Consider the following 20,551-nt stretch of genomic DNA (forward strand, 5'->3'; position numbering starts at 1 on the left):
ACAGTGGAGACATGCCACTGCAGGGTCCCCTCTATGAGCGTGTCGCCAGCGCCCCGCCGATCCCGAGCGGCCTTCCCCTCGTGGTGACCCTCACGGGATTCACCGACGCGGGAGGAGCGGCCGGCCGGATGCTGGCGTACTTCCGTGACGACCTCGACCCGGCCCCGGTCGTCGCATTCTCTGCGGACGTCCTCTTCGACTACCGCGCCCGGCGCCCGCTCATCACGTTCGAAGCCGATCACCTCAGCGGTTATCGCCCGCAGCGGCTGGAGCTCGCCCTCGCCCACGATTCGCTCGGCCAGCCCTTCGTGCTCCTCGCGGGGTTCGAACCCGACTTCGCGTGGGAAGCGTTCACCGAGACGGTGGTCGGTTTGGCCGAGGGCCTGCAGGTCTCTTCGGTCACCTGGGTCCACGCGATCCCGATGCCGGTGCCGCACACCCGACCGATCGGCACGACCGTCAGCGGCACCCGCCACGAGCTCACCGAGGCTCACTCCGTCTGGAAGCCCCACACACAGGTTCCCGCGACCGTCGGACACCTCCTGGAGTATCGCTTCGCGCAAGCGGGTGCCGAGGTTGCGGGGTTCGCTCTCCTCGTTCCCCACTACCTGGGTGACACGGACTATCCGGCCGCCGCCATCGCCGGCCTGGACAGCGTTTCGGTCGCCACCGGCCTGGTGTTCGATCTCGACGACCTGCGCGAGGAGAACCGCGAGTACCTGGAGAAGGTCACCGAACAGGTGTCGGGGAGCGACGAACTGACAGCGATGCTCCACGGACTCGAAGAGCGGTACGACGCCTACATGGCGGGCTCCACGCAGGCCCAGCCGATCATCCACACGGGCGACCTTCCGAGTGCGGATGAGCTCGCGGCCGAGTTGGAGCGCTTCCTCGCCACGCGACCGCCGGGCGACGAGGACAAGCACGAGCGCCGCTGAGCGGTCGTACGGATCCGATCGCGTCGCCCGTCACGGAATACGGGAAGTCGCGGGAGTGTTGTGGTCAGGGAAGTCCACGGTCTCCGCAGTGTCGCTCGACTCGTTCCCGCGGAGAACTGTGAGAGAATAGGACATCTGACCCGTTGTCATCCCCGTTTCGTCGTCCGCTCGACGGCCCGGAGGACTTGACAAGGGTCTTACTAGTGTCCGAAACCCCGACGGCCATCGTCGGTGAAAGGCGAGACGTGACGTCAGGCACGAAGAGCACCCGCACCCGCAAGGCTGAGGACACCGAAGAGGCGACCGCAGTCCCGGCCCAGAAGCCGGCGCGCAAGACCGCGACCAAGTCCGGTGCCGCCAAGACCAAGGCCGCTCCGGCGAAGGCTCGCGCCACCAAGGCGACCGCCAAGGACGACGACGAACCCGACCTCGACGACGAGGACGACATCGACGACGTCGCTGACACCGACGAGGACACGGACGACGAGGTCACCGACGCGCCCGCCGACAAGAAGGCCAAGAAGGGCGACTCCGAGGACGACGACGAAGACGAGGAGGGCGCGGCGAAGCCGGCCTTCACCGAGCCGCTCCCGACCGGCGCGATCGTCATCTCTTCGAGCGACGAGGACGACGTCCCGGTCTACTCGACCCAGATCACCGGCGCCACCGCCGACCCGGTGAAGGACTACCTCAAGCAGATCGGCAAGGTCCCGCTCCTCAACGCCGCCGAAGAGGTCGAACTCGCCATGCGTATCGAGGCGGGCCTGTTCGCCGAAGAGAAGCTGTCGCAGATGTCGGCCAGCGAGAAGTCGTCGCAGCTGGGCCTCGACCTCCAATGGGTCGCGCGCGATGGCCAGCGAGCCAAGAGCCACCTCCTCGGCGCGAACCTCCGACTGGTCGTCTCGCTCGCCAAGCGATACACCGGGCGCGGCATGCAGTTCCTCGACCTCATCCAGGAGGGGAACCTCGGTCTCATCCGCGCCGTCGAGAAGTTCGACTACACCAAGGGCTTCAAGTTCTCGACGTACGCGACGTGGTGGATCCGCCAGGCGATCACTCGGGCCATGGCCGACCAGGCGCGCACGATCCGTATCCCGGTGCACATGGTCGAGGTCATCAACAAGCTCGCCCGCGTCCAGCGCCAGATGCTCCAGGACCTGGGTCGCGAGCCCACACCCGAAGAGCTCAGCCGTGAGCTCGACATGACCCCCGAGAAGGTCATCGAGGTGCAGAAGTACGGCCGCGAGCCGATCTCCCTGCACACGCCGCTCGGTGAGGACGGTGACAGCGAGTTCGGCGACCTGATCGAGGACACCGAGGCGGTCGTCCCCGCGGACGCCGTGGGGTTCACGATGCTCCAGCGTCAGCTCGAGGCGCTTCTGGACTCCCTGTCGGAGCGCGAGGCGGGGGTCATCCGCATGCGCTTCGGTCTCGGAGACGGCCAGCCGAAGACGCTGGACCAGATCGGCGACACCTTCGGGGTGACGCGGGAGCGCATCCGCCAGATCGAATCCAAGACGATGGCGAAACTGCGACACCCGTCGCGGTCGCAGTCACTGCGGGACTACCTCGAATGAGCGCGCAGGCCAACGACGGCAAGGCACTGGAGATCGCCGTCGAAGGCGCGCGCTTTGCGAGGATCCCGATTCGGACGCGAGTCGTCCTACCCGGCGACGACCTCGACGCGTTCATCCTTGAATACGCTCGTCCGGAGCTCCAGACCGACGACCTCCTCTTCGTGACCGAGAAGATCGTGGCGATCACGCAGGGACGCTCCTTCCTCGTGGAGGAGATCACGCCGCGCCCACTTGCCCGCTTCCTGTCGCGCTATGTCGTCAAGACGTCGTACGGGATCGGCCTCGGAACGCCCGAGACCATGGAGATGGCCTTGCGTGAATGCGGCACGCCGCGGATCCTGTTCGCGGCCGCCGTCAGCGCGGTGGGCAAGCTCGTCGGACGACGTGGTGACTTCTATCGCATCGCGGGTGACAAGGCACGCTCGATCGACGGCCCCACTCGGCACACCATTCCGCCGTACAACAAGGCGGTCGTGCTCGGTCCCAAGGAGCCCGCCAAGGTCGCCGCGCACCTCAAGCAGCTCCTGGGCGGCGAGAACGACGTCGCGGTCGTCGACATCAACGACATCGGCGGCAACATCCTCGGCTCGACGCTCGATGGGGCCGGCGAACGGCGACTGGTCGAGATTCTGAGCGACAACCCGCTGGGTCAGGGACACCAGTCCACGCCGCTCGGCATCATCCGCCGCGCGACCTCCTCCGACGGGAACTGACGTGTCGGCGGTCAACCGGCTCTATCGACGCGCGCGCTTCTTCGTCAAGCGCGTCGTCTCCTTCGACCGCGAGCGGGTGCTGCAGTTCGCGCGTCAGTCCGGGTCGCTCTCGCGAGCGCCTCTGTGGTGGGTCGTGCTCGACATGGCGTGGTGCGCGGTGCGCTACGAGACGACCTTCGAGAACTACTCCGAATGGGACTTCCGCATCCTCCGCGCCCGCGAGCGCAAGACGTACATGACCGACCCCAAGTCGTTCCACCTGTCGCGGAAGCTCAATGACAACAGTCAGCGCGCGATCTTCGATGACAAGCTCCGCTTCGCCGAGCACTTCGGTGACGAACTGGGTCGGGAGTGGCTGGACGTCTCGGCCACCGGCGTCGCCGACCTCGAGACCTTCGTGCAGCGTCACGCACGCATCATCACGAAGAACCCGACGGGCGTCGGCGGCAACGGCATCAGCATCCGCGACCGCGAGGACATCACGGATGTCGCCGCTCTGCGCACTGAACTGCTGGCATCGGGACAGACACTCGTCGAAGAAGTGCTCACTCAGCACCCGGAGATGGCGCGCCTCTACCCGCGGAGCGTCAACTCCCTGCGAATGGTCACTTACCTCGACCCCGTCGGAACGGTCCACGTCCTCGCCGGTGTCTTGAAGATTGGCAACGGCGGCGTCATCGACAACTTCAGCAACGGCGGCATGTACACCATGCTCGACGAGAACGGTCGCGCCCTCCACGCCGCAAGCGACGAGGAAGGTCACCCGTTCGACGTTCATCCCGTCACGGGGGAGCGGATCAGCGGGTATCAGGTGCCGCTGTACGCCGAGATCCTGGACCTCGTCGACCGGTTGGCGCGTCGCGTGCCGGCGATGCCGTACATCGGCTGGGACATCGCGATCACGCCCGAGCGCCCCGTCGTGATCGAAGGCAACCACAACACCGGTGTCTTCCAGTCCAAGCCCTCCGTCTCGGGCATCCGGCGCGGGCTCCTCCCGAGATACCGCGCTGCGATGCGCTTCTGAGCACGCGTTCCGGAAGGATGACCAGCCCATGAGCAGAGCCACCGTTCGCCTTCGCTACCTCGCGCGCCGCGCGGCGAAGCTCCGACCCGGGAACCTCGTCGAGTTCGCCCGGCAGGCCCAGAAGGTGTCGAAGGCGCCGCTGCCCGTGCTCATCGCCGACATGCTGTGGTGCTCGGTGAAGTACGACATGGGTTTCCGTGACTACGCCGTGTGGGACATTCGCCTCCTCACGGCGAAGGAGCGGAAGACGTGGATGACTCATCCCAAGTCCTTCCGGATCACGCGCATGTACAACACCGCCGAGGGTCGCGCGAAGCTCGAGGACAAGCGCCGCTTCGCGCGCGAGTACGCCGACCTCCTCGGTCGCGAGACGGTCGATGTGCGCGACGTCGACGACGCGACGCTCGCCGACTTTCTCGCCCGTCATCCGAAGGTGCTCGCAAAGCCACTGGACGGTCAGGGCGGTGGCGGCATCACCCTCCACGAGAACGTCACCGACGTCGCGGCGTTCCGCGAGGAGGTGACCTCGGCCGGGCAGACCATCGTCGACGAGTTCATCGTCCAGCATCCGGAGATGAGCGCGCTGTACCCGGACAGCGTGAACACGGTGCGGATGATCACGTTCCTGGATCAGCGCGGTCCGGAGCCCGGCGGCAGCGTGCGGCTCCTGGCGGCGGTGCTGAGGATCGGCAACGGCGACGTGATCGACAACTTCGCCTCCGGCGGCATGTTCACCATGCTCGACGATGACGGCGTCGCGCTGTACCCAGGCGTGGACAAGCGCAGCAACGTGTATCGCGATCACCCCGTGACGGGAACGCCGATCGTCGGGTTCCGTGTGCCGATGTACGACCGCGTCCTCGAGATCACCGAACAACTCGCCCGCCGCACGCCCGAGGCTCCCTACGTGGGATGGGACCTCGCGATCACACCGAACGGTCCTGTGGTCATCGAGGGCAACCACAACTCCAGCGTCTTCCAGCCGAAGCCGTCGGCCTCTGGTGTGCGCACCGGCCTGCTTCCCGTCTATCAGGCGGCCGTCGGCTTCTGAGCCGCCGTCATGCGCGGCGGCGCGAGCTGCTCAGGCGAGCAGGCGATCGGTCTCGTCGTGCCACGACGTCGCGACGGCGCGCAGCTTCTCCTCGTACTTGCGCCCGTGGTGCGCGCAGAAGAGCAGTTCGCTGCCGTTGACCTCGGCCGCGATGTAGGCCTGCGCTCCGCAGGAGTCGCAACGGTCGGCAGCGGTCAGGCGGTGCTCGAGGACGCCCTGCTCTGCGGTAGTCGAGATGCTCATTCTGGGTGCCTCCTCAGTGCCTGAACTCCAGTTGGGATCTGTGCAATACAACCACGCGATGATGACGAGCATGCCCGCGCCCGGTCACATTTCGCTCTACGCGTACGGTGTTTCGGCCACCCGGCGGGACATCGCCCGCCGCGTCGTGTGTCGCGCCCTCGGGGTCGGGAGCCCCCGATATCCTTGAGAACTGTGACTTCCGAGTACTCCGCCCACCATCTTCAGGTGCTCGAAGGGCTCGAAGCGGTCCGCAAACGGCCCGGCATGTACATCGGTTCCACCGACTCGCGCGGTCTCATGCACTGCGTGTGGGAGATCATCGACAACGCGGTCGACGAGGCACTGGGCGGCTTCGGTGACCGGATCGACATCGTCCTCCACGCCGACGGCAGCGTCGAGGTCCGCGACCGTGCCCGAGGAATCCCCGTCGACGTCGAACCCCGCACGGGCCTCACCGGCGTCGAGGTGGTCTTCACCAAGCTCCACGCCGGCGGCAAGTTCGGCGGCGGTTCTTACGCGGCATCGGGGGGACTCCACGGCGTCGGCGCCTCGGTCGTCAATGCGCTCTCCGAGCGGCTAGACGTCGAGGTCGACCGTGACGGCAAGACCTACGCCATGTCGTTCCACCGTGGCGAGCCCGGCATCTTCGCCGGACCCGAGCCGGATGCGGCGTTCCGCCCCTTCGAGGCGTCATCGGAACTCCGCGTGGTCGGCAAGGCCGCCAAGGGCGTGACCGGGACGCGCATCCGCTACTGGGCCGACCGTCAGATCTTCACGAAGGATGCGTCCTTCCATCTGGACGAGCTCGTGCAGCGCGCGCGGCAGACGGCGTTCTTGGTCCCGGGCCTCGAAATCGTCATCGCCGACGAGCGGGGCGAAGAGCGCACCGAGACGAGCTACCGATTCGACGGGGGCATCTCCGAGTTCGCGGACTTCCTCGCCGCCGATCCCGCCGTGACCGACACGTGGCGGCTGACCGGCGAGGGGACGTTCACCGAGACCGTCCCCGTGCTGCAGGACAGCGGCGCCATGATCCCGACCGATGTGGAGCGGACCTGTCACGTCGACATCGCGTTGCGGTGGGGGACGGGGTACGACACGACGTTCCGCTCGTTCGTCAACATCATCGCGACGCCCAAGGGCGGCACTCATCAGGCGGGCTTCGAGCAGGGGCTGATGAAGGTGCTTCGCACCCAGGTGGACCAGAATGCTCGACGACTCAAGGTCGGCAACGACAAGATCGAGAAGGACGACATCCTCGCCGGTCTCACCGCCGTGCTGACGGTACGTCTCCCGGAACCACAGTTCGAAGGACAGACGAAGGAGATCCTCGGCACACCGGCCGTGCGCGCGATCGTCGCGACAGTCGTGACGAAGGAACTGAACGCTCGGTTCGCGTCGACCAAGCGCGACGACAAGGCGCAGACGGCGCTGCTGCTGGACAAGGTCGTCGCCGAGATGAAGGCGCGTATCTCCGCCCGTACGCACAAGGAGACGCAGCGCCGGAAGAACGCGCTGGAATCGTCCTCGTTGCCGGCGAAGCTCGCCGACTGCCGCAGCAACGACGTTGCGGAGTCGGAGCTGTTCATCGTGGAGGGAGACTCCGCCCTCGGAACGGCCAAGCACGCACGCAACAGCGAGTACCAGGCACTGTTGCCCATCCGGGGAAAGATCCTCAACGTGCAGAAGGCCTCGATCAGCGACATGCTCTCCAACGCAGAGTGCGCGGCCATCATCCAGACCATCGGGGCCGGGTCGGGCCGCTCGTTCGATCTGTCCGGCGCCCGGTACGGCAAGATCATCCTGATGAGCGACGCCGACGTCGACGGCGCTCACATCCGCACGTTGTTGCTGACGCTGTTCTTCCGCTACATGCGCCCTCTCATCGAGGAGGGCCGGGTCTACGCCGCCGTGCCGCCGCTGCACCGTGTGATCGCGGTCAACCCGGGCTCCAAGCCGAACGAGACGATCTACACCTACAGCGAGCAGGAGCTCCACGCGCTGCTCAACCGACTCCAGAAGTCGGGCCGGCGATGGCAGGAACCGGTTCAGCGCTACAAGGGTCTCGGAGAGATGGATGCGGACCAGCTGGCGACCACGACGATGGACCGCGCCGGTCGCACTCTGCGGCGGGTCCGCGTGCAGGACGCCGAGGCGGCCGCCGACGTGTTCGAGCTCCTGATGGGAAGCGACGTGTCGCCGCGACGCGACTTCATCGTGTCGTCCGCAGACCGTCTCGACCGCGAGGCCATCGACGCCTGACCCGACCGATGGGCCGAGGCCGTTCCCCGCACGGCGACCGGGCGCGCTCTCGCGGGCTCAGCCGATCGGGGAACCCACGGCGCCGATCACCGCGTCCAGTCCCACACCCGACGCGTCGCGTTTCGCCCCGGCCTCGGGGAGGGCCCGCACCGCTCCATCCGGCCCCACGGCGCGCGGGTCGGTTCCCACCCACGCGAGGCTCAGCGTGTTCTCGCCCTTCAAGAAGCGGTGGGCGCGCACGCCGCCGGTCGCGCGACCCTTCGCCGGGAACTCGGACAGCGACGAGACCTTCCCGCTTCCCGCGTCGGCGCCCAGCAACGAGTCGGTTGAGCCGGCGACCGTCACCACGACCGCATCGCCGGGCGCAGACACCGCCGAGAAGAAGACGACGCGCTCTCCATCCGTCACCCGGATTCCTGCCATGCCTCCCGCGGCACGCCCCTGCGGTCGCACCGCCGACGCATCGAAACGCAGCAACTGGGCGTCACTCGTGATGAACAGCAGCTCGGCGTCGTCCGGGGCGGGTGCTGCACCGACGACGCGGTCCCCGGGCTTGAGGGAGATGATCTCGACCTCAGACTTGCCTGCGGGGAGCTCCGCGGCCGACACCCGCTTCACGATGCCCTGCGCCGTTCCGAGTGCGACAGGAGGCGCGTCTGTCAGGGGGACGATCGTGACGACGTGCTCGCCCGCACCGAGAGCCAGGTACTGGTCGGCTCTGGCCCCGGCGGCCAGCTGAACCGAGTTCGCCGGCACCGAGGGAAGGTCGACGGGGGAGAAGCGCACCAGGCGGCCGGCCGTGGTGATCGCCCCGACATCGCCCCGCGTCGTGGCGTCGACCGAGGCACGGACCGCATCATGCTTGGAGCGCCGCGTCGGCGGCACGACGCCTCCTCCTCCAAGGAGGTCATCGCTGAGCTCCGCCCGCACCATGCGCCCCGTCGCCGACAGGAACACACGGCAGGGGGCGTCGGCGATCTGCAGATCGGCCGGCTTCGCGGAACGCGACCGCGCGGCGACGGGCCCGCCGTTGAGCAGGAGCGTCCGACGGGGAGTGCCGTACGCCTCTGCAGCCGCCTCGAGCTCGCGGGCGACCTGGCCGCGCAACAGGGTCTCGCTGGCGAGCAGTTCCTCCAACGCGGCGATCTCGGCGGTGAGGGCGTCGCGCTCGTTCTCGAGCTCGATGCGGGAGAACTTCGTCAGGCGCCGCAATCGGAGCTCGAGGATGTACTCCGCCTGCGGCTGGGAGAGGTCGAAGACATCCATCAGCCGGGTTCGCGCCTGCTCGCCGTCGTCCGAGGTGCGGATCACCTGGATCACCTCGTCGATGTCGACGATCGCGATGAGCAGCCCCTCCACCAGGTGCAGGCGCTCCCGACGTCGAGCGAGCCGGAATCGGCTACGACGAGTGATGACCTGGATGCGGTGGTCGAGGTAGACGCGGAGGAGGTCCTTCAGACCGAGTGTTTGCGGCTGCCCGTCGACGAGCGCGACGTTGTTGATGCCGAAGGAGTCCTCGAGAGGAGTCAGCCGGTAGAGCTGTTCGAGGACGGCCTGCGGATCGAAGCCGGTCTTGATCCCGATGACGAGCCTTAGTCCGTGGTTGCGGTCGGTCAGGTCGACGACGTCCGCGATCCCGGTGAGCTTCTTCGCTCCGACCGCATCCTTGATCTTCTCGATGACCCGCTCCGGCCCGACCATGTAGGGCAGCTCGGTCACGACGAGACCGGTACGGCGCGGACCGAGCGACTCGACCGCTACTTTCGCGCGTGTACGGAACGTCCCACGACCCGTCGCGTAGGCGTCCTTCACGCCGTCAAGTCCCACGATCACACCGCCTCCGGGGAGGTCGGGGCCGGGGACGAACTCCATCAACTCTTCCAACGTCGCGTCAGGGTTGTCCAGCAGATGCACCGCCGCCGAGACCACCTCGATGAGGTTGTGCGGCGCCATGTTGGTCGCCATCCCCACGGCGATGCCCGTGGTCCCGTTGACCAGAAGATTGGGGAAGGCCGCCGGCAGCACGTCCGGCTGCTGGAACTGACCGTCGTAGTTGGGGACGAAGTCCACCACGTCCTCGTCGAGGTTCTCCGTCAGCGCGAGCGCCGAGGGAGCGAGCCTCGCCTCGGTGTAGCGAGCCGCGGCAGGACCGTCGTCGAGCGAGCCGAAGTTGCCGTGCCCGTCGACGAGCGGCACGCGCAGCGCGAAGTCCTGCGCGAGCCTCACGAGAGCGTCGTAGATCGCGGAGTCGCCGTGGGGATGGAGCTTTCCCATGACTTCGCCGACGACACGAGCGCTCTTCACGTGTCCGCGATCGGGCCGCAGTCCCATGTCGGCCATCTGGAAGAGGATCCGGCGCTGCACGGGCTTGAGTCCGTCGCGCGCGTCGGGGAGCGCTCGCGAGTAGATGACCGAGTAGGCGTACTCCAGGAACGACCCCTGCATCTCGGCGGAGACGTCGACGTCCTCGATGCGTTCACCAGCGGGCACGGGGCTGTTGCGCGAGGCTGCCATGGATCGAGTGGTCCTCCGGGACGAGCGAGCGGCACGGGACCGTCGAGCCGATCCCGCGATCCGCGGGGGAACGGGTGCCGTGTGCGAGACTGACCCCGATGCCACTCAGCCTACCCGCGGACCCGCCGAGCGCCCGGAGCCTCACCGACGTCGTGTCACAGACGATTGCCGCGTTGGAGGGGCGCGGAGAGTGGTTGCCTACCGCACGGTCGGCCATCGTCGTCCTCGTCGACGGCCTGGGCCGATCCAACCTCACCGGTCGCTCCGGCCACGCGCGCTTCCTGTCGTCGAGACTGGCAAAGGCCGACGCCGTCCGGGCGGGTTTTCCTTCCACGACGGCCACCTCGCTCACGAGCCTCCTGACCGGGCGGCCCGCAGGCGAGCACGGCATCGTGGGATATCGCGTGCGCGTGCCCGAGACCGGGAGAGCGGTCAATCAGCTCAAGGGGTGGGAGACCGATGGCCTCGACCCGCTCCAATGGCAGCGGTCGTCCCCTCTCTTCGAGATCGAGGCCTCCCGGGGAAGGCCGTGCTTCGTCGTGTCCAAGGCCCTGTACGCCGGCACCGGCTTCACGACGGCCATTCAGCGCGGCGCGACGTTCCTTGCCGCGGGCTCCGTGGCAGAGCGACTGGCGACGGCGGTGGAGGCGGTGCGCATGCACGAGGGCGCCCTCGTCTACGTCTACGTGCCCGAACTCGACACCATCGGTCACGGGTCGGGCTGGGAGAGCTCTCGCTGGTTGAGCGCCCTCGAGGACCTCGACCGCGAGCTGGAGACGTTTGCCCAGGATCTGCCTCCGGGCACCGGCGCGCTCGTCACCGCGGATCACGGTATGGTCGACGTGCCCGCGCACAAGCACGTCTTGTTGCGGGCGGGCGATCCGCTCGTCGAGGAGGTCGCGGTCGTCGCGGGGGAGCCGCGCATGCTGCACCTCTACGCCGAGCCCGGTTCCGCTGATCGTGTCCTGGCCCGGTGGCGAGAGAGCGAGCACGCGAGGTCCTGGGTGATGTCACGAGCGGAGGCCGTCGACGCAGGGTTGTTCGGGCCCCACGTCGACCAGGAGGTCGCGGCGAGGATCGGCGATGTACTCGTCGCCGCGCGGAGCGCGATCGCGTACTACGACGACCGCGAACCGGACAAGAAGCCGCAGCGGATGATCGGCCAGCACGGTTCCCTCACCGACCAGGAGCGCATCGTCCCGCTCGTCCGGCTCGGCGCCTTCGGGCGCTGAACGGAGGGGCTCAGCCGTCCTCGGTGCGCGCCCCGAAGACGATCTCATCCCAGGACGGCATGGAGGTCCGTCCCTTACGGCGCGACGATTCCGTCGACGCGGATCCCTCGCCGTTCGTCGGCGCAGCGCCGTCCGAAGAAGGCGTATCGGTCTGCGGGGCCGCCTCGTCGTAGCCCGGCTCCAGTGCGTCGAACAACGCCACGGGCGACGACTCGACGCGCCGCTCGGATGGCGCGGGCTCGGTCGGCATCGCCTCGCGCTGTCCTCGGCGCCGACGGAGAGCTTCCAGGAGATCGGCGGTGTCGGTGGAGGTCACGCCTTGCTCGGGAGCCCGCTTGATGGCGGCTTGCTGCACAGCCGGGCTCGCGGGCTCGCGAACCTCGGGCGCCTCCAACTCCGCATCGGGCACTCGGCGTGGGCCGAACGCTCCACTGTCGAACCGGGACGAGTCCTTGACCCCGGAGGAGTCGAGCGCCCGCAGCCGCGGGATGAGACCCTCCGGCAGAGAGCCTTGACGAGACAGCTGCGTGGCATCGGCATTCTGGGGCGCCAGGGTGGCCCGCTTGGGATCGAACGTCCACCGGGCGTCGTGGTCGACGTCGCCCGCAGTGAACTCGAGCTTCACGATCCAGCCGTTCTGCTCCCGCCAACTGGTCCAACGCTCACCGGTGGCTCCCGCCTCGGCGAGCTTCGCGCGCACCGCGGCACCGAACGTCGGCTGCGCGTCGGGGTCGAGCTCGCCGCTGATGAGTACCGGGACCGCGAGCGCCTGACCGACGATGTGCTCTCGCTCGGCGAGGACAGGGCCCTCGAAGCGGGCAACGTCTTCGACACGAACGCCGAGAAGCGTCGCGACCTCTTCCGCCGACATGCCGGCACGGATGTGGGACTGGATCTCCCGGGGACTGGGACGGGCTGCACGCGACTCGTGATCGCGCGTCGCGCGGCGCAGGTGCGACCGAAGCGTCTCGTCGACGGGCAACGAGAAGCGGTCGCCCGACTCGGTGGCGAGCACGAGCACGCCGTCTTCGATGCCGATGACTTTGAGCTGTTCCATGCGGAAACGCGCCTCCAGATCCTGGGTGTGCGCCCATGGTGTCACAGGCACTCGGCATGGCCGGGAATATCGGGGGCGCGCCGCGAGTTTCACGCCACGCACCCGCCGGAAATCAGTGGGATCCGGGCGGCATTTGCGAAATGTGGTGGCGTCGTGCAAACTATGGCCGCCCGATTCGGGCCGCGACCCCACGCAAACCCTGGAAGTAGAGACGTTCGAGCATGGCTACGGATTACGACGCCCCCCGCAAGACCGAAGACGACAGCGAGTCGATCGAGGCTCTGAAGGAACGCGTCCCCGACAAGCTGTCCGGATCGGTCGACTCCGAAGACGCCGACAACCCCTCGGGGTTCGAGCTGCCCGGCGCGGACCTGTCCGACCTCGAGCTCGACGTCGTCGTACTGCCCCCGCAGGAGGACGAGTTCACCTGCATCGAGTGCTTCCTCGTGAAGCACCGCACCCAGATCGACCACGAATCCGCCGCAGGCGCGGTGTGCGTGGAGTGCGCGGCCTGATCAGCCGCTGACGGCAGCCGTCTTCGCCCGGCGAACGGCGGCCGCCACTCGATCCGGCGTCCTCGAGGAGAAGACCCACTCGGTCACCGGATCGCGCGGATCGGCGACGGGCACCCGAACCACGCCGTCGATCCCCGGACGCAGCAAGTGCCAGGCCGTGCGTGCGAGGCCCGGCCCTCGCGCCTGCCGAGCATCCTCGCCCGTTGCTATCTGGGCCTCGCCGAGAAGATCGACGGGGATGTGTGCGGCGCCGACCCGCAGCTGCCCGCCCCGGACCTCGACGACGGGCGCTGAGACCACCAGACCGCCCGTCACCGCCACGGCCACCACGACACCGGCCACGAGCGCGAGCGTCGCGTCGAAAGGCGTGAACACGAGGGCGACCATCGGTGCGCTCACCGCGGCGGCTACGAGCACCCACAATGACGGGCTCAAGCGCTCCCGATAATCGACGGCGGATGGTCTCAGTTCGGTCATGGCGTTGTGCATTACCCTCGTGGAGTGATCCAAAGTGTGGACCTCCCCATCATCGCATCGCATCTGCCGACCTACGCCCACCCCGGCGACGCCGGAGCGGACCTGGTTGCCGCCGAAGGCGTGACGTTGGCTCCGGGGCAGCGCGCTCTCGTGGGGACGGGCGTGCGTATCGCGCTCCCCGAGGGCTTCGCGGCCTTCGTCGTCCCCCGCAGCGGACTGGCGGCCAAGCACGGGATCACGATCGTGAACTCACCCGGCACCGTGGATGCCGGATATCGTGGCGAGATCAAGGTCTCCCTCCTCAACACGGACACCGAGAACGCCTACGAGGTCGTGCCCGGCGACCGCATCGCGCAGATGATCGTCATGCCCGTCACCCGTGTCACCTTCCTCCCGGTTGACGAGCTCCCCGACAGCACGCGCGGGGAGGGCGGCTTCGGTTCCACCGGCTACCAGACAGGAAGCACCTCATGACCGATCCGACTGCGTCCGCGGCTCCCACTCCCGGCGACCGACCGAAGGCGGCACCTGCGGACCGGGCCAGCGCGGGACCCTTCGACGAGTCCGAAGCCAACCCGGTGCGCCCGTACATCGATCTGGGCGGGATCAAGGTCCTTCCTCGCGAAGGCCTGAACCTGCGCCTCGAGGTGGAGGAGCAGACCAAGCGGATCGTGGCGGTCGGACTCGACTACGCCGACTCCACTCTTCAAGTCCAGCCCTTCGCCGCTCCGCGTTCGAGCGGACTGTGGGACGAGACGCGCGAGCAGATCCGCCAGCAGATCCGGCAGCAGGGCGGCCGCGTGGAGGAGCGCGAGGGTCCGCTCGGTCCCGAGCTCCTCGCCGAAGTGCCGGTGGTCGCCGGGGCGGAAGGCACCAGCGGCAAGCGCATCGCCCGATTCGTCGGGATCGACGGCCCGCGCTGGTTCCTCCGGGGCGTCATCGGAGGCGCCGCCGCCGCCGACGTCGCCGCGGCGGAGAAGGTCGAGGACCTCTTCCGCTCACTCGTCGTGGTCCGGGGCGGCACTCCCATGCCTCCCCGCGATCTCATCCCGCTCAAGATGCCCGCCGCGCCTGGTTCGGCATGAGCGACGCTCCGGGCAACCGCGGCGACAGTTCGGCGGGCCACGACCGCGGAGGCGAGCCCGCGTCCGAGTCGCGCGAGCGAGAGTCCACTGCTCCCGGACTCACGCCCCCCGAGCCCACCGCCTCGGAACTGATCAGCCAAGCGCTGGGCGGGGCGGCTCGAAAGGCCGGGCTCGATCCCTCTCGTGAGGCCAGCACCGGCCACGTGGTCTGGGCCGCGATGGGCGGCTGGCGCGGCATCTTCGAGTCGGTGGTCCCGGGGCTCGCGTTCGTCATCCTGTACACGCTCACACGCGACCTCGTGCTCTCCCTCGTCGTCTCGGTCGGATCGGCCGCGCTGTTCACCGTCATCCGCCTGGTGCAGCGTTCCACCCTGAGCGCTGCCCTCGGAGGCCTCGTCGCAGCGGCCGTCGCCGCGGGGCTCGCCCTGTGGACCGGCCGCGGCGAGGACAACTTCGTCCCGGGCCTCATTACGAACGCCGTCTATGGTTCCGCCCTCCTGATCTCCGCCCTGGCCGGATGGTCTCTGATCGGTCTCGCCGTCGGCTTCCTCATGAACGAAGGCACGAGCTGGCGCGCCGATCGCCGCAAGCGACGGGTCTTCTTCTGGCTGACGATCGCGTGGGCGGCGCTGTTCTTCCTCCGCCTGGCGGTGCAGTTCCCGCTCTACCTCGCTGGCGATGTCACCACGCTCGGGACCCTGAAACTCGTGATGGGTCTGCCCCTGTTCGCGCCCCTCGTCGCAGTCACCTGGCTGACGGTCCGTGCCCTGTACCGGCGCGTCGAGCCACCCGCGGCGTGATAGATTTATCTCGACATCAAGATAAATATCTGTCTCGCGCCGGTAAGGGCTACCTCACTAGCCTGCACGTCGGAGCAGCGGGAAGATGGAATCGACAGGCCGTGCGCCTGCGTCCGCCGACGAAGGAGACCAGACGTGTCCACAGTTGACAGCTTCGGAGCCAAGAGCACCCTGACGGTCGGCGATACCGACTACGAGATCTTCCGCATCGAGACGGTCCCGGGCTATGACAAGCTCCCGTTCAGCCTGAAGGTGCTGCTGGAGAACCTCCTGCGCACCGAGGACGGCGCCAACGTCACCAAGGCCCAGATCGAGGCGCTGGGATCATGGGACCCCGACGCCGAGCCGGACACCGAGATCCAGTTCACTCCGGCACGCGTGGTCATGCAGGACTTCACCGGCGTTCCGTGCATCGTCGACCTCGCCACCATGCGCGAGGCTGTCACGGCGCTCGGGGGAGACCCCGCCCGCGTCAACCCGCTCTCGCCGGCCGAGATGGTCATCGACCACTCGGTCATCGCCGACCTCTTCGGCACGGAGAACGCCCTCGAGCGCAACGTGGAGATCGAGTACGAGCGCAATGGTGAGCGCTACCAGTTCCTGCGGTGGGGCCAGACCGCGTTCGACGACTTCAAGGTCGTTCCGCCGGGAACGGGCATCGTGCACCAGGTCAACATCGAGCATCTCGCCAAGGTCATCTACGACCGCACCGTCGACGGCACGCTGCGCGCCTACCCCGACACCTGTGTCGGCACTGACTCGCACACCACCATGGTCAATGGACTCGGCGTTCTCGGCTGGGGCGTGGGCGGCATCGAGGCCGAGGCCGCGATGCTGGGCCAGCCCGTGTCGATGCTCATCCCGCGCGTCGTGGGCTTCAAGCTCACCGGCGACATCCCCGCCGGTGTGACGGCGACCGATGTCGTCCTCACGATCACCGACATGCTGCGCAAGCACGGCGTGGTCGGCAAGTTCGTCGAGTTCTACGGCGCCGGCGTCGCGTCGGTGCCCCTGGCCAACCGCGCGACCATCGGGAACATGAGCCCCGAGTTCGGCTCGACCGCCGCCATGTTCCCGATCGACGACGTGACGCTGGACTACCTGCGCCTGACCGGTCGGGACGAGGCCGCCGTCGCCCTGGTGGAGCAGTACGCGAAGGCCCAGTCGCTGTGGCACGACCCGTCGGCCGAGCCCTCCTTCAGCGAGTACATGGAGCTCGACCTCTCGACGGTGGTTCCCTCCATCGCGGGACCGAAGCGCCCCCAGGACCGCATCCTGCTGTCGGAGGCGAAGTCCCAGTTCGAGAAGGACATCCTGAACTACGCGTCGCCGTCGGTCTCCAACGACGTCGTCGACCTCGAGTCCAAGCACTCCTTCCCGGCCTCCGACCCGGGCGGGGCGCCCGGCGATGAAGAGCCCGAGACCCGCGAGGTGCACATCAACAGCGGCGCTCCCGCTGCCGCCTCCCGTCCGGTCACCGTCACGCCCCCGCACGGCTCCTCCTACATCCTCGACAACGGCGCCGTGACCCTGGCGGCGATCACGTCCTGCACCAACACCTCCAACCCGTCGGTGATGATCGCGGCCGGCCTTCTGGCGCGAAAGGCGCGCGAGAAGGGGCTGAAGCAGAAGCCGTGGGTCAAGACGACGCTCGGCCCCGGTTCGAAGGTCGTCACCGACTACTACGAGAAGTCGGGCCTCGACAAGGACCTCGAGGGTCTTGGCTTCTACACCGTCGGGTACGGCTGCACGATCTGCATCGGCAACTCGGGACCGCTCATCGAAGAGGTCTCGCACGCGGTCAATGAGAATGACCTCGCTGTGACGGCCGTGCTCTCCGGCAACCGCAACTTCGAGGGCCGGATCAGCCCCGACGTGAAGATGAACTACCTCGCCTCCCCGCCGCTCGTCGTGGCCTACGCGCTGGCCGGCTCGATGAACTTCGACTTCGAGACCGATGCGCTCGGGAAGGACGCCGAGGGCAACGACGTCTTCCTGAAGGACATCTGGCCGGCTCCCGACGAGGTGCAGGAGATCATCGACTCCTCGATCTCGCGCGAGCAGTTCATCAAGCAGTACGAGACCGTCTTCGACGGCGATGAGCGCTGGAAGAACCTCCCCACCCCCACCGGTCCGGTCTTCGAGTGGGACGCCGACTCGACCTACGTGCGCAAGGCTCCGTACTTCGACGGAATGACCATGGATCTCACGCCGGTGAGCGACATCCACGGCGCGCGCGTCATGGCGGCCCTCGGCGACTCGGTCACGACCGACCACATCTCTCCGGCCGGCAACATCAAGGCGGGCACTCCCGCCGCGCAGTACCTGACCGAGCACGGGGTGGCCCAGAAGGACTTCAACTCCTACGGATCGCGACGCGGCAATCACGAGGTGATGATCCGCGGCACCTTCGCGAACATCCGCCTCAAGAACGAGCTGGTCGCGGCCGTCAACGACGGGCAGGTCGTCGAGGGCGGGTACACGCGCGACTTCACCCGCGAGGGCGGGCCGCAGTCCTACATCTACGACGCGTGCATGAACTACCAGGCCCAGGGCACACCGCTCGTCGTCTTCGGCGGCAAGGAGTACGGCTCCGGCTCGTCGCGAGACTGGGCGGCGAAGGGCACGAGCCTGCTGGGCGTCAAGGCCGTCATCACCGAGAGCTTCGAGCGCATCCACCGCTCGAACCTCATCGGAATGGGTGTCGTGCCCCTGCAGTTCCCCGAGGGCGCCTCGTGGAAGTCGCTCGGGCTGGACGGGACCGAGATCATCTCGATCGAAGGCCTCGAGCAGCTCAACGAGGGCGTGACGCCCAAGACCGTCAAGGTCACGGCGGCTCCCAGCGAGTTCTCGCCGGAAGGCAAGGAGACCATCGTCTTCGACGCCAAGGTGCGCATCGACACGCCCGGTGAAGCCGACTACTACCGCAACGGCGGCATCCTCCAGTACGTGCTGCGCTCGCTCGTCTGACGCCATCGGAAGGCCCCGTTCTGCGCGAACCGCGCGGGACGGGGCCTTCCGTGTCCCCACGACCGGTCCGCGTTCAGCCGCATACAATCGAGGGATGAGTCTCCTGGCGTCGATCTCCGGTCCCCGTGATCTCGATGCCCTCACGATCGACCAGTTACGGGAGCTGGCGGACGAGATCCGCGCCTTCCTCGTCGAGAACGTCGCCCGCACGGGAGGGCACCTGGGGCCGAACCTCGGCGTCGTCGAACTCACGCTCGCCATCCACCGCGTGTTCGACTCGCCGCAGGACCCCATCGTCTTCGACACCGGACACCAGTCGTACGTGCACAAGCTCGTGACCGGCCGGCAGGACTTCGCCGCCTTGCGCAGTCGCGGGGGACTGGCGGGTTACCCGCAACGATCAGAGAGCCCCCACGACGTCGTCGAATCCTCACATGCATCGAGTTCGCTCAGCTGGGCGGACGGCATCTCTCGAGCCCTCACGCGTACGGGTCGCAAGGACCGGCACGTCGTCGCGGTCGTGGGCGACGGCTCGCTCACCGGCGGCATGACGTGGGAGGCGCTCAACAACATCTCCGACGACAACGACCGCAACCTCGTCATCGTCGTCAACGACAACGGACGCTCCTACGCCCCGACGATCGGCGGCATGGCCCGATACCTCAACCGTGTGCGGACCGCAGAGAGCTACCAGCACCTGCGCCGCGGCTCGGACTCGTTCTTCCGCAGGCTCGGGCCGATGGGACGCGCCCTCTACCGGGGCGTACGCGGCGGCACCCACGGATTCCTCTCGCGGTTCACCAACAACGCCGCCCTGTACTCGAATCTCGACATCAAGTATCTGGGCCCGATCGACGGACACGATCTCGATGCGCTCCTGGAGACGCTCCAGCTCGCCAAGGAGTACCGTTCGCCGGTCATCGTGCATGCGATCACCGAGAAGGGGCGGGGGTACGAGCCGGCCCGCAACGACGAGGCTGATCAGTTCCACGCCGTGGGGAAGATCGACCCGATCACGGGCGAGCCTCTGGGCGCCTCGGGCGCGCTCGCGTGGACCGACGTCTTCGCGCAGTCGCTCGTGGAGGCCGGGGAACGGCGCGACGACGTCATCGCCCTCACCGCGGCCATGCTGCGCCCGACGGGGCTCCAGCCTTTCGCCCAGCGGTTCCCCGACCGCGTGTACGACGTCGGGATCGCCGAGCAACACGCCGTCGCCGCCTCGGCCGGCCTGGCCTTCGGCGGGCTGCACCCCGTGGTGGCGATCTACGCCACGTTCATGAACCGCGCCTTCGACCAGGTGATGATGGACGTCGCTCTGCACCGCGCCGGGGTCACCTTCGTCCTCGACCGCTCGGGGGTGACCGGACCCGACGGTCCGAGCCACCACGGCATCTGGGATCTGGCGATGCTCCAGCTCGTACCGGGCATCCGGATCGCGGCGCCACGCGACGCCGCCCGTCTGCGCGAAGAGTTCGACGAAGCCCTCGCCGTCGACGATGCACCGACGGTCGTCCGATTCCCCAAGGGGTCGGTGTCCGAAGATCTGCCGGCGATCGAGCGATTGTCGGACGGCGTCGATGTCCTCTTCCGCTCAGAGGGTGAGGACGTGCTTCTCATCGGTATCGGACCGATGGCGCAGCTGGCGATGCAGGTTGCCGAGCGCCTCCGCGCACAGGGCATCGGGGCGACGGTGATCGATCCGCGCTGGGTGGTGCCCGTGGCCCCGTCCGTCGTCGAATTGGCCGCCCGTCATCGCCTGGTGATCACGATCGAGGACGGCATCCGGGTGGGAGGCATCGGGACGCGCGTCCGGCAGGTGCTGCGCGAGGCAGGCGTCGACACCGCCGTGGACGAACTGGGACTGCCCGACGAGTTCATCGATCACGCCTCACGCGAGCAGATCCTCGCGGACGCCGGACTGTCGGCGGCCAAGATCGCCCACGACGTCGTGGCGCAAGTGCTCGGAACCCGTATCCCCGTCGCGCGCCCCCACACCGAGCCGGTGCGCTGGATCGCGACCGGCGAGTCAGAAGACGCGCAGCGCGCCCGCTGACGCTTCACGTGCGACGATCCGATCACTCGACCATGACAGC

17 protein-coding genes are annotated in these 20,551 nt (G+C 67.9%); 13 read left to right on the forward strand and 4 right to left on the reverse strand.

Translation table 11 applies throughout. The features are described from left to right. Positions 1-11: 11 nt before the first annotated feature. From QM591_RS07350 to QM591_RS07370, 5 genes are all read left to right on the forward strand, one after another. On the forward strand, positions 12-938 hold the full coding sequence (locus QM591_RS07350; protein WP_415131102.1) for a proteasome assembly chaperone family protein: 927 nt from the start codon (positions 12-14) through the stop codon (positions 936-938). A 245-nt stretch (positions 939-1,183) separates the two neighbouring features. Next, positions 1,184-2,515 carry an RNA polymerase sigma factor gene (locus QM591_RS07355; protein WP_415131104.1) on the forward strand — a complete coding sequence of 444 codons (1,332 nt, stop codon included), beginning with the start codon at positions 1,184-1,186 and terminating at the stop codon, positions 2,513-2,515. Then, on the forward strand, positions 2,512-3,228 hold the full coding sequence (locus tag QM591_RS07360; protein WP_415131106.1) for a coenzyme F420-0:L-glutamate ligase: 717 nt from the start codon (positions 2,512-2,514) through the stop codon (positions 3,226-3,228). The genes QM591_RS07355 and QM591_RS07360 overlap by 4 nt, the downstream gene beginning before the upstream one ends. Before the next feature lies 1 nt (position 3,229). Beyond that, positions 3,230-4,252 (forward strand): sugar-transfer associated ATP-grasp domain-containing protein, encoded by a 1,023-nt coding sequence (locus QM591_RS07365; RefSeq protein WP_415131108.1) that lies wholly within the window; start codon positions 3,230-3,232, stop codon positions 4,250-4,252. 28 nt (positions 4,253-4,280) lie between these two features. After that, positions 4,281-5,303 (forward strand): sugar-transfer associated ATP-grasp domain-containing protein, encoded by a 1,023-nt coding sequence (locus QM591_RS07370; protein ID WP_415131110.1) that lies wholly within the window; start codon positions 4,281-4,283, stop codon positions 5,301-5,303. Positions 5,304-5,333: 30 nt separating this feature from the next. Here the strand turns inward: QM591_RS07370 and QM591_RS07375 are convergent, their stop codons facing one another. Then, the gene (locus tag QM591_RS07375) at positions 5,334-5,546 is read right to left on the reverse strand and encodes a hypothetical protein (protein ID WP_415131112.1); all 213 of its coding nucleotides are present in this window, start codon (positions 5,544-5,546) and stop codon (positions 5,334-5,336) included. 192 nt (positions 5,547-5,738) lie between these two features. Between QM591_RS07375 and QM591_RS07380 the strand changes: the two genes are divergently transcribed. After that, on the forward strand, positions 5,739-7,808 hold the full coding sequence (locus tag QM591_RS07380; protein WP_415131114.1) for a DNA gyrase/topoisomerase IV subunit B: 2,070 nt from the start codon (positions 5,739-5,741) through the stop codon (positions 7,806-7,808). A gap of 57 nt (positions 7,809-7,865) precedes the next feature. Here the strand turns inward: QM591_RS07380 and QM591_RS07385 are convergent, their stop codons facing one another. Then, positions 7,866-10,322: a DNA gyrase/topoisomerase IV subunit A gene (locus QM591_RS07385; RefSeq protein WP_415131116.1), complete on the reverse strand. Its 2,457-nt coding sequence runs from the start codon at positions 10,320-10,322 to the stop codon at positions 7,866-7,868. Positions 10,323-10,420: 98 nt separating this feature from the next. Here QM591_RS07385 and QM591_RS07390 point away from each other — a divergent pair, with 98 nt between their 5' ends. Then, positions 10,421-11,554 (forward strand): alkaline phosphatase family protein, encoded by a 1,134-nt coding sequence (locus QM591_RS07390; RefSeq protein WP_415131118.1) that lies wholly within the window; start codon positions 10,421-10,423, stop codon positions 11,552-11,554. Positions 11,555-11,564: 10 nt separating this feature from the next. Here QM591_RS07390 and sepH read toward each other — a convergent pair whose 3' ends face one another. Then, a complete protein-coding gene (gene sepH / locus QM591_RS07395; RefSeq protein ID WP_415131120.1) occupies positions 11,565-12,611 on the reverse strand; it encodes a septation protein SepH in 1,047 nt (348 codons plus the stop codon). A 221-nt stretch (positions 12,612-12,832) separates the two neighbouring features. Between sepH and QM591_RS07400 the strand changes: the two genes are divergently transcribed. Beyond that, the gene (locus QM591_RS07400) at positions 12,833-13,126 is read left to right on the forward strand and encodes a DUF4193 domain-containing protein (RefSeq protein ID WP_067160111.1); all 294 of its coding nucleotides are present in this window, start codon (positions 12,833-12,835) and stop codon (positions 13,124-13,126) included. Here the strand turns inward: QM591_RS07400 and QM591_RS07405 are convergent, their stop codons facing one another. Then, positions 13,127-13,603: a DUF3093 domain-containing protein gene (locus tag QM591_RS07405; RefSeq protein ID WP_415131122.1), complete on the reverse strand. Its 477-nt coding sequence runs from the start codon at positions 13,601-13,603 to the stop codon at positions 13,127-13,129. A gap of 24 nt (positions 13,604-13,627) precedes the next feature. On the opposite strand from QM591_RS07405, the gene dut reads away from it, so the two are divergent. From dut to dxs, 5 genes are all read left to right on the forward strand, one after another. Further along, positions 13,628-14,077, forward strand: a complete 450-nt coding sequence (dut, locus tag QM591_RS07410) for a dUTP diphosphatase (RefSeq protein WP_415131124.1) — start codon at positions 13,628-13,630, stop codon at positions 14,075-14,077. Then, the gene (locus QM591_RS07415; protein ID WP_415131126.1) at positions 14,074-14,688 is read left to right on the forward strand and encodes a DUF3710 domain-containing protein; all 615 of its coding nucleotides are present in this window, start codon (positions 14,074-14,076) and stop codon (positions 14,686-14,688) included. Before dut ends, QM591_RS07415 begins: the two co-directional genes overlap by 4 nt. Then, positions 14,685-15,488 carry a DUF3159 domain-containing protein gene (locus QM591_RS07420; RefSeq protein ID WP_415131128.1) on the forward strand — a complete coding sequence of 268 codons (804 nt, stop codon included), beginning with the start codon at positions 14,685-14,687 and terminating at the stop codon, positions 15,486-15,488. The genes QM591_RS07415 and QM591_RS07420 overlap by 4 nt, the downstream gene beginning before the upstream one ends. 135 nt (positions 15,489-15,623) lie before the next feature. Next, positions 15,624-18,458: an aconitate hydratase gene (locus QM591_RS07425; RefSeq protein ID WP_415131130.1), complete on the forward strand. Its 2,835-nt coding sequence runs from the start codon at positions 15,624-15,626 to the stop codon at positions 18,456-18,458. 94 nt (positions 18,459-18,552) lie between these two features. Further along, positions 18,553-20,511: a 1-deoxy-D-xylulose-5-phosphate synthase gene (dxs, locus tag QM591_RS07430; RefSeq protein ID WP_415131132.1), complete on the forward strand. Its 1,959-nt coding sequence runs from the start codon at positions 18,553-18,555 to the stop codon at positions 20,509-20,511. Positions 20,512-20,551 lie beyond the last annotated feature (40 nt).

It is taken from the genome of Microbacterium sp. (assembly GCF_047607225.1).
Lineage (GTDB): Bacteria > Actinomycetota > Actinomycetes > Actinomycetales > Microbacteriaceae > Microbacterium.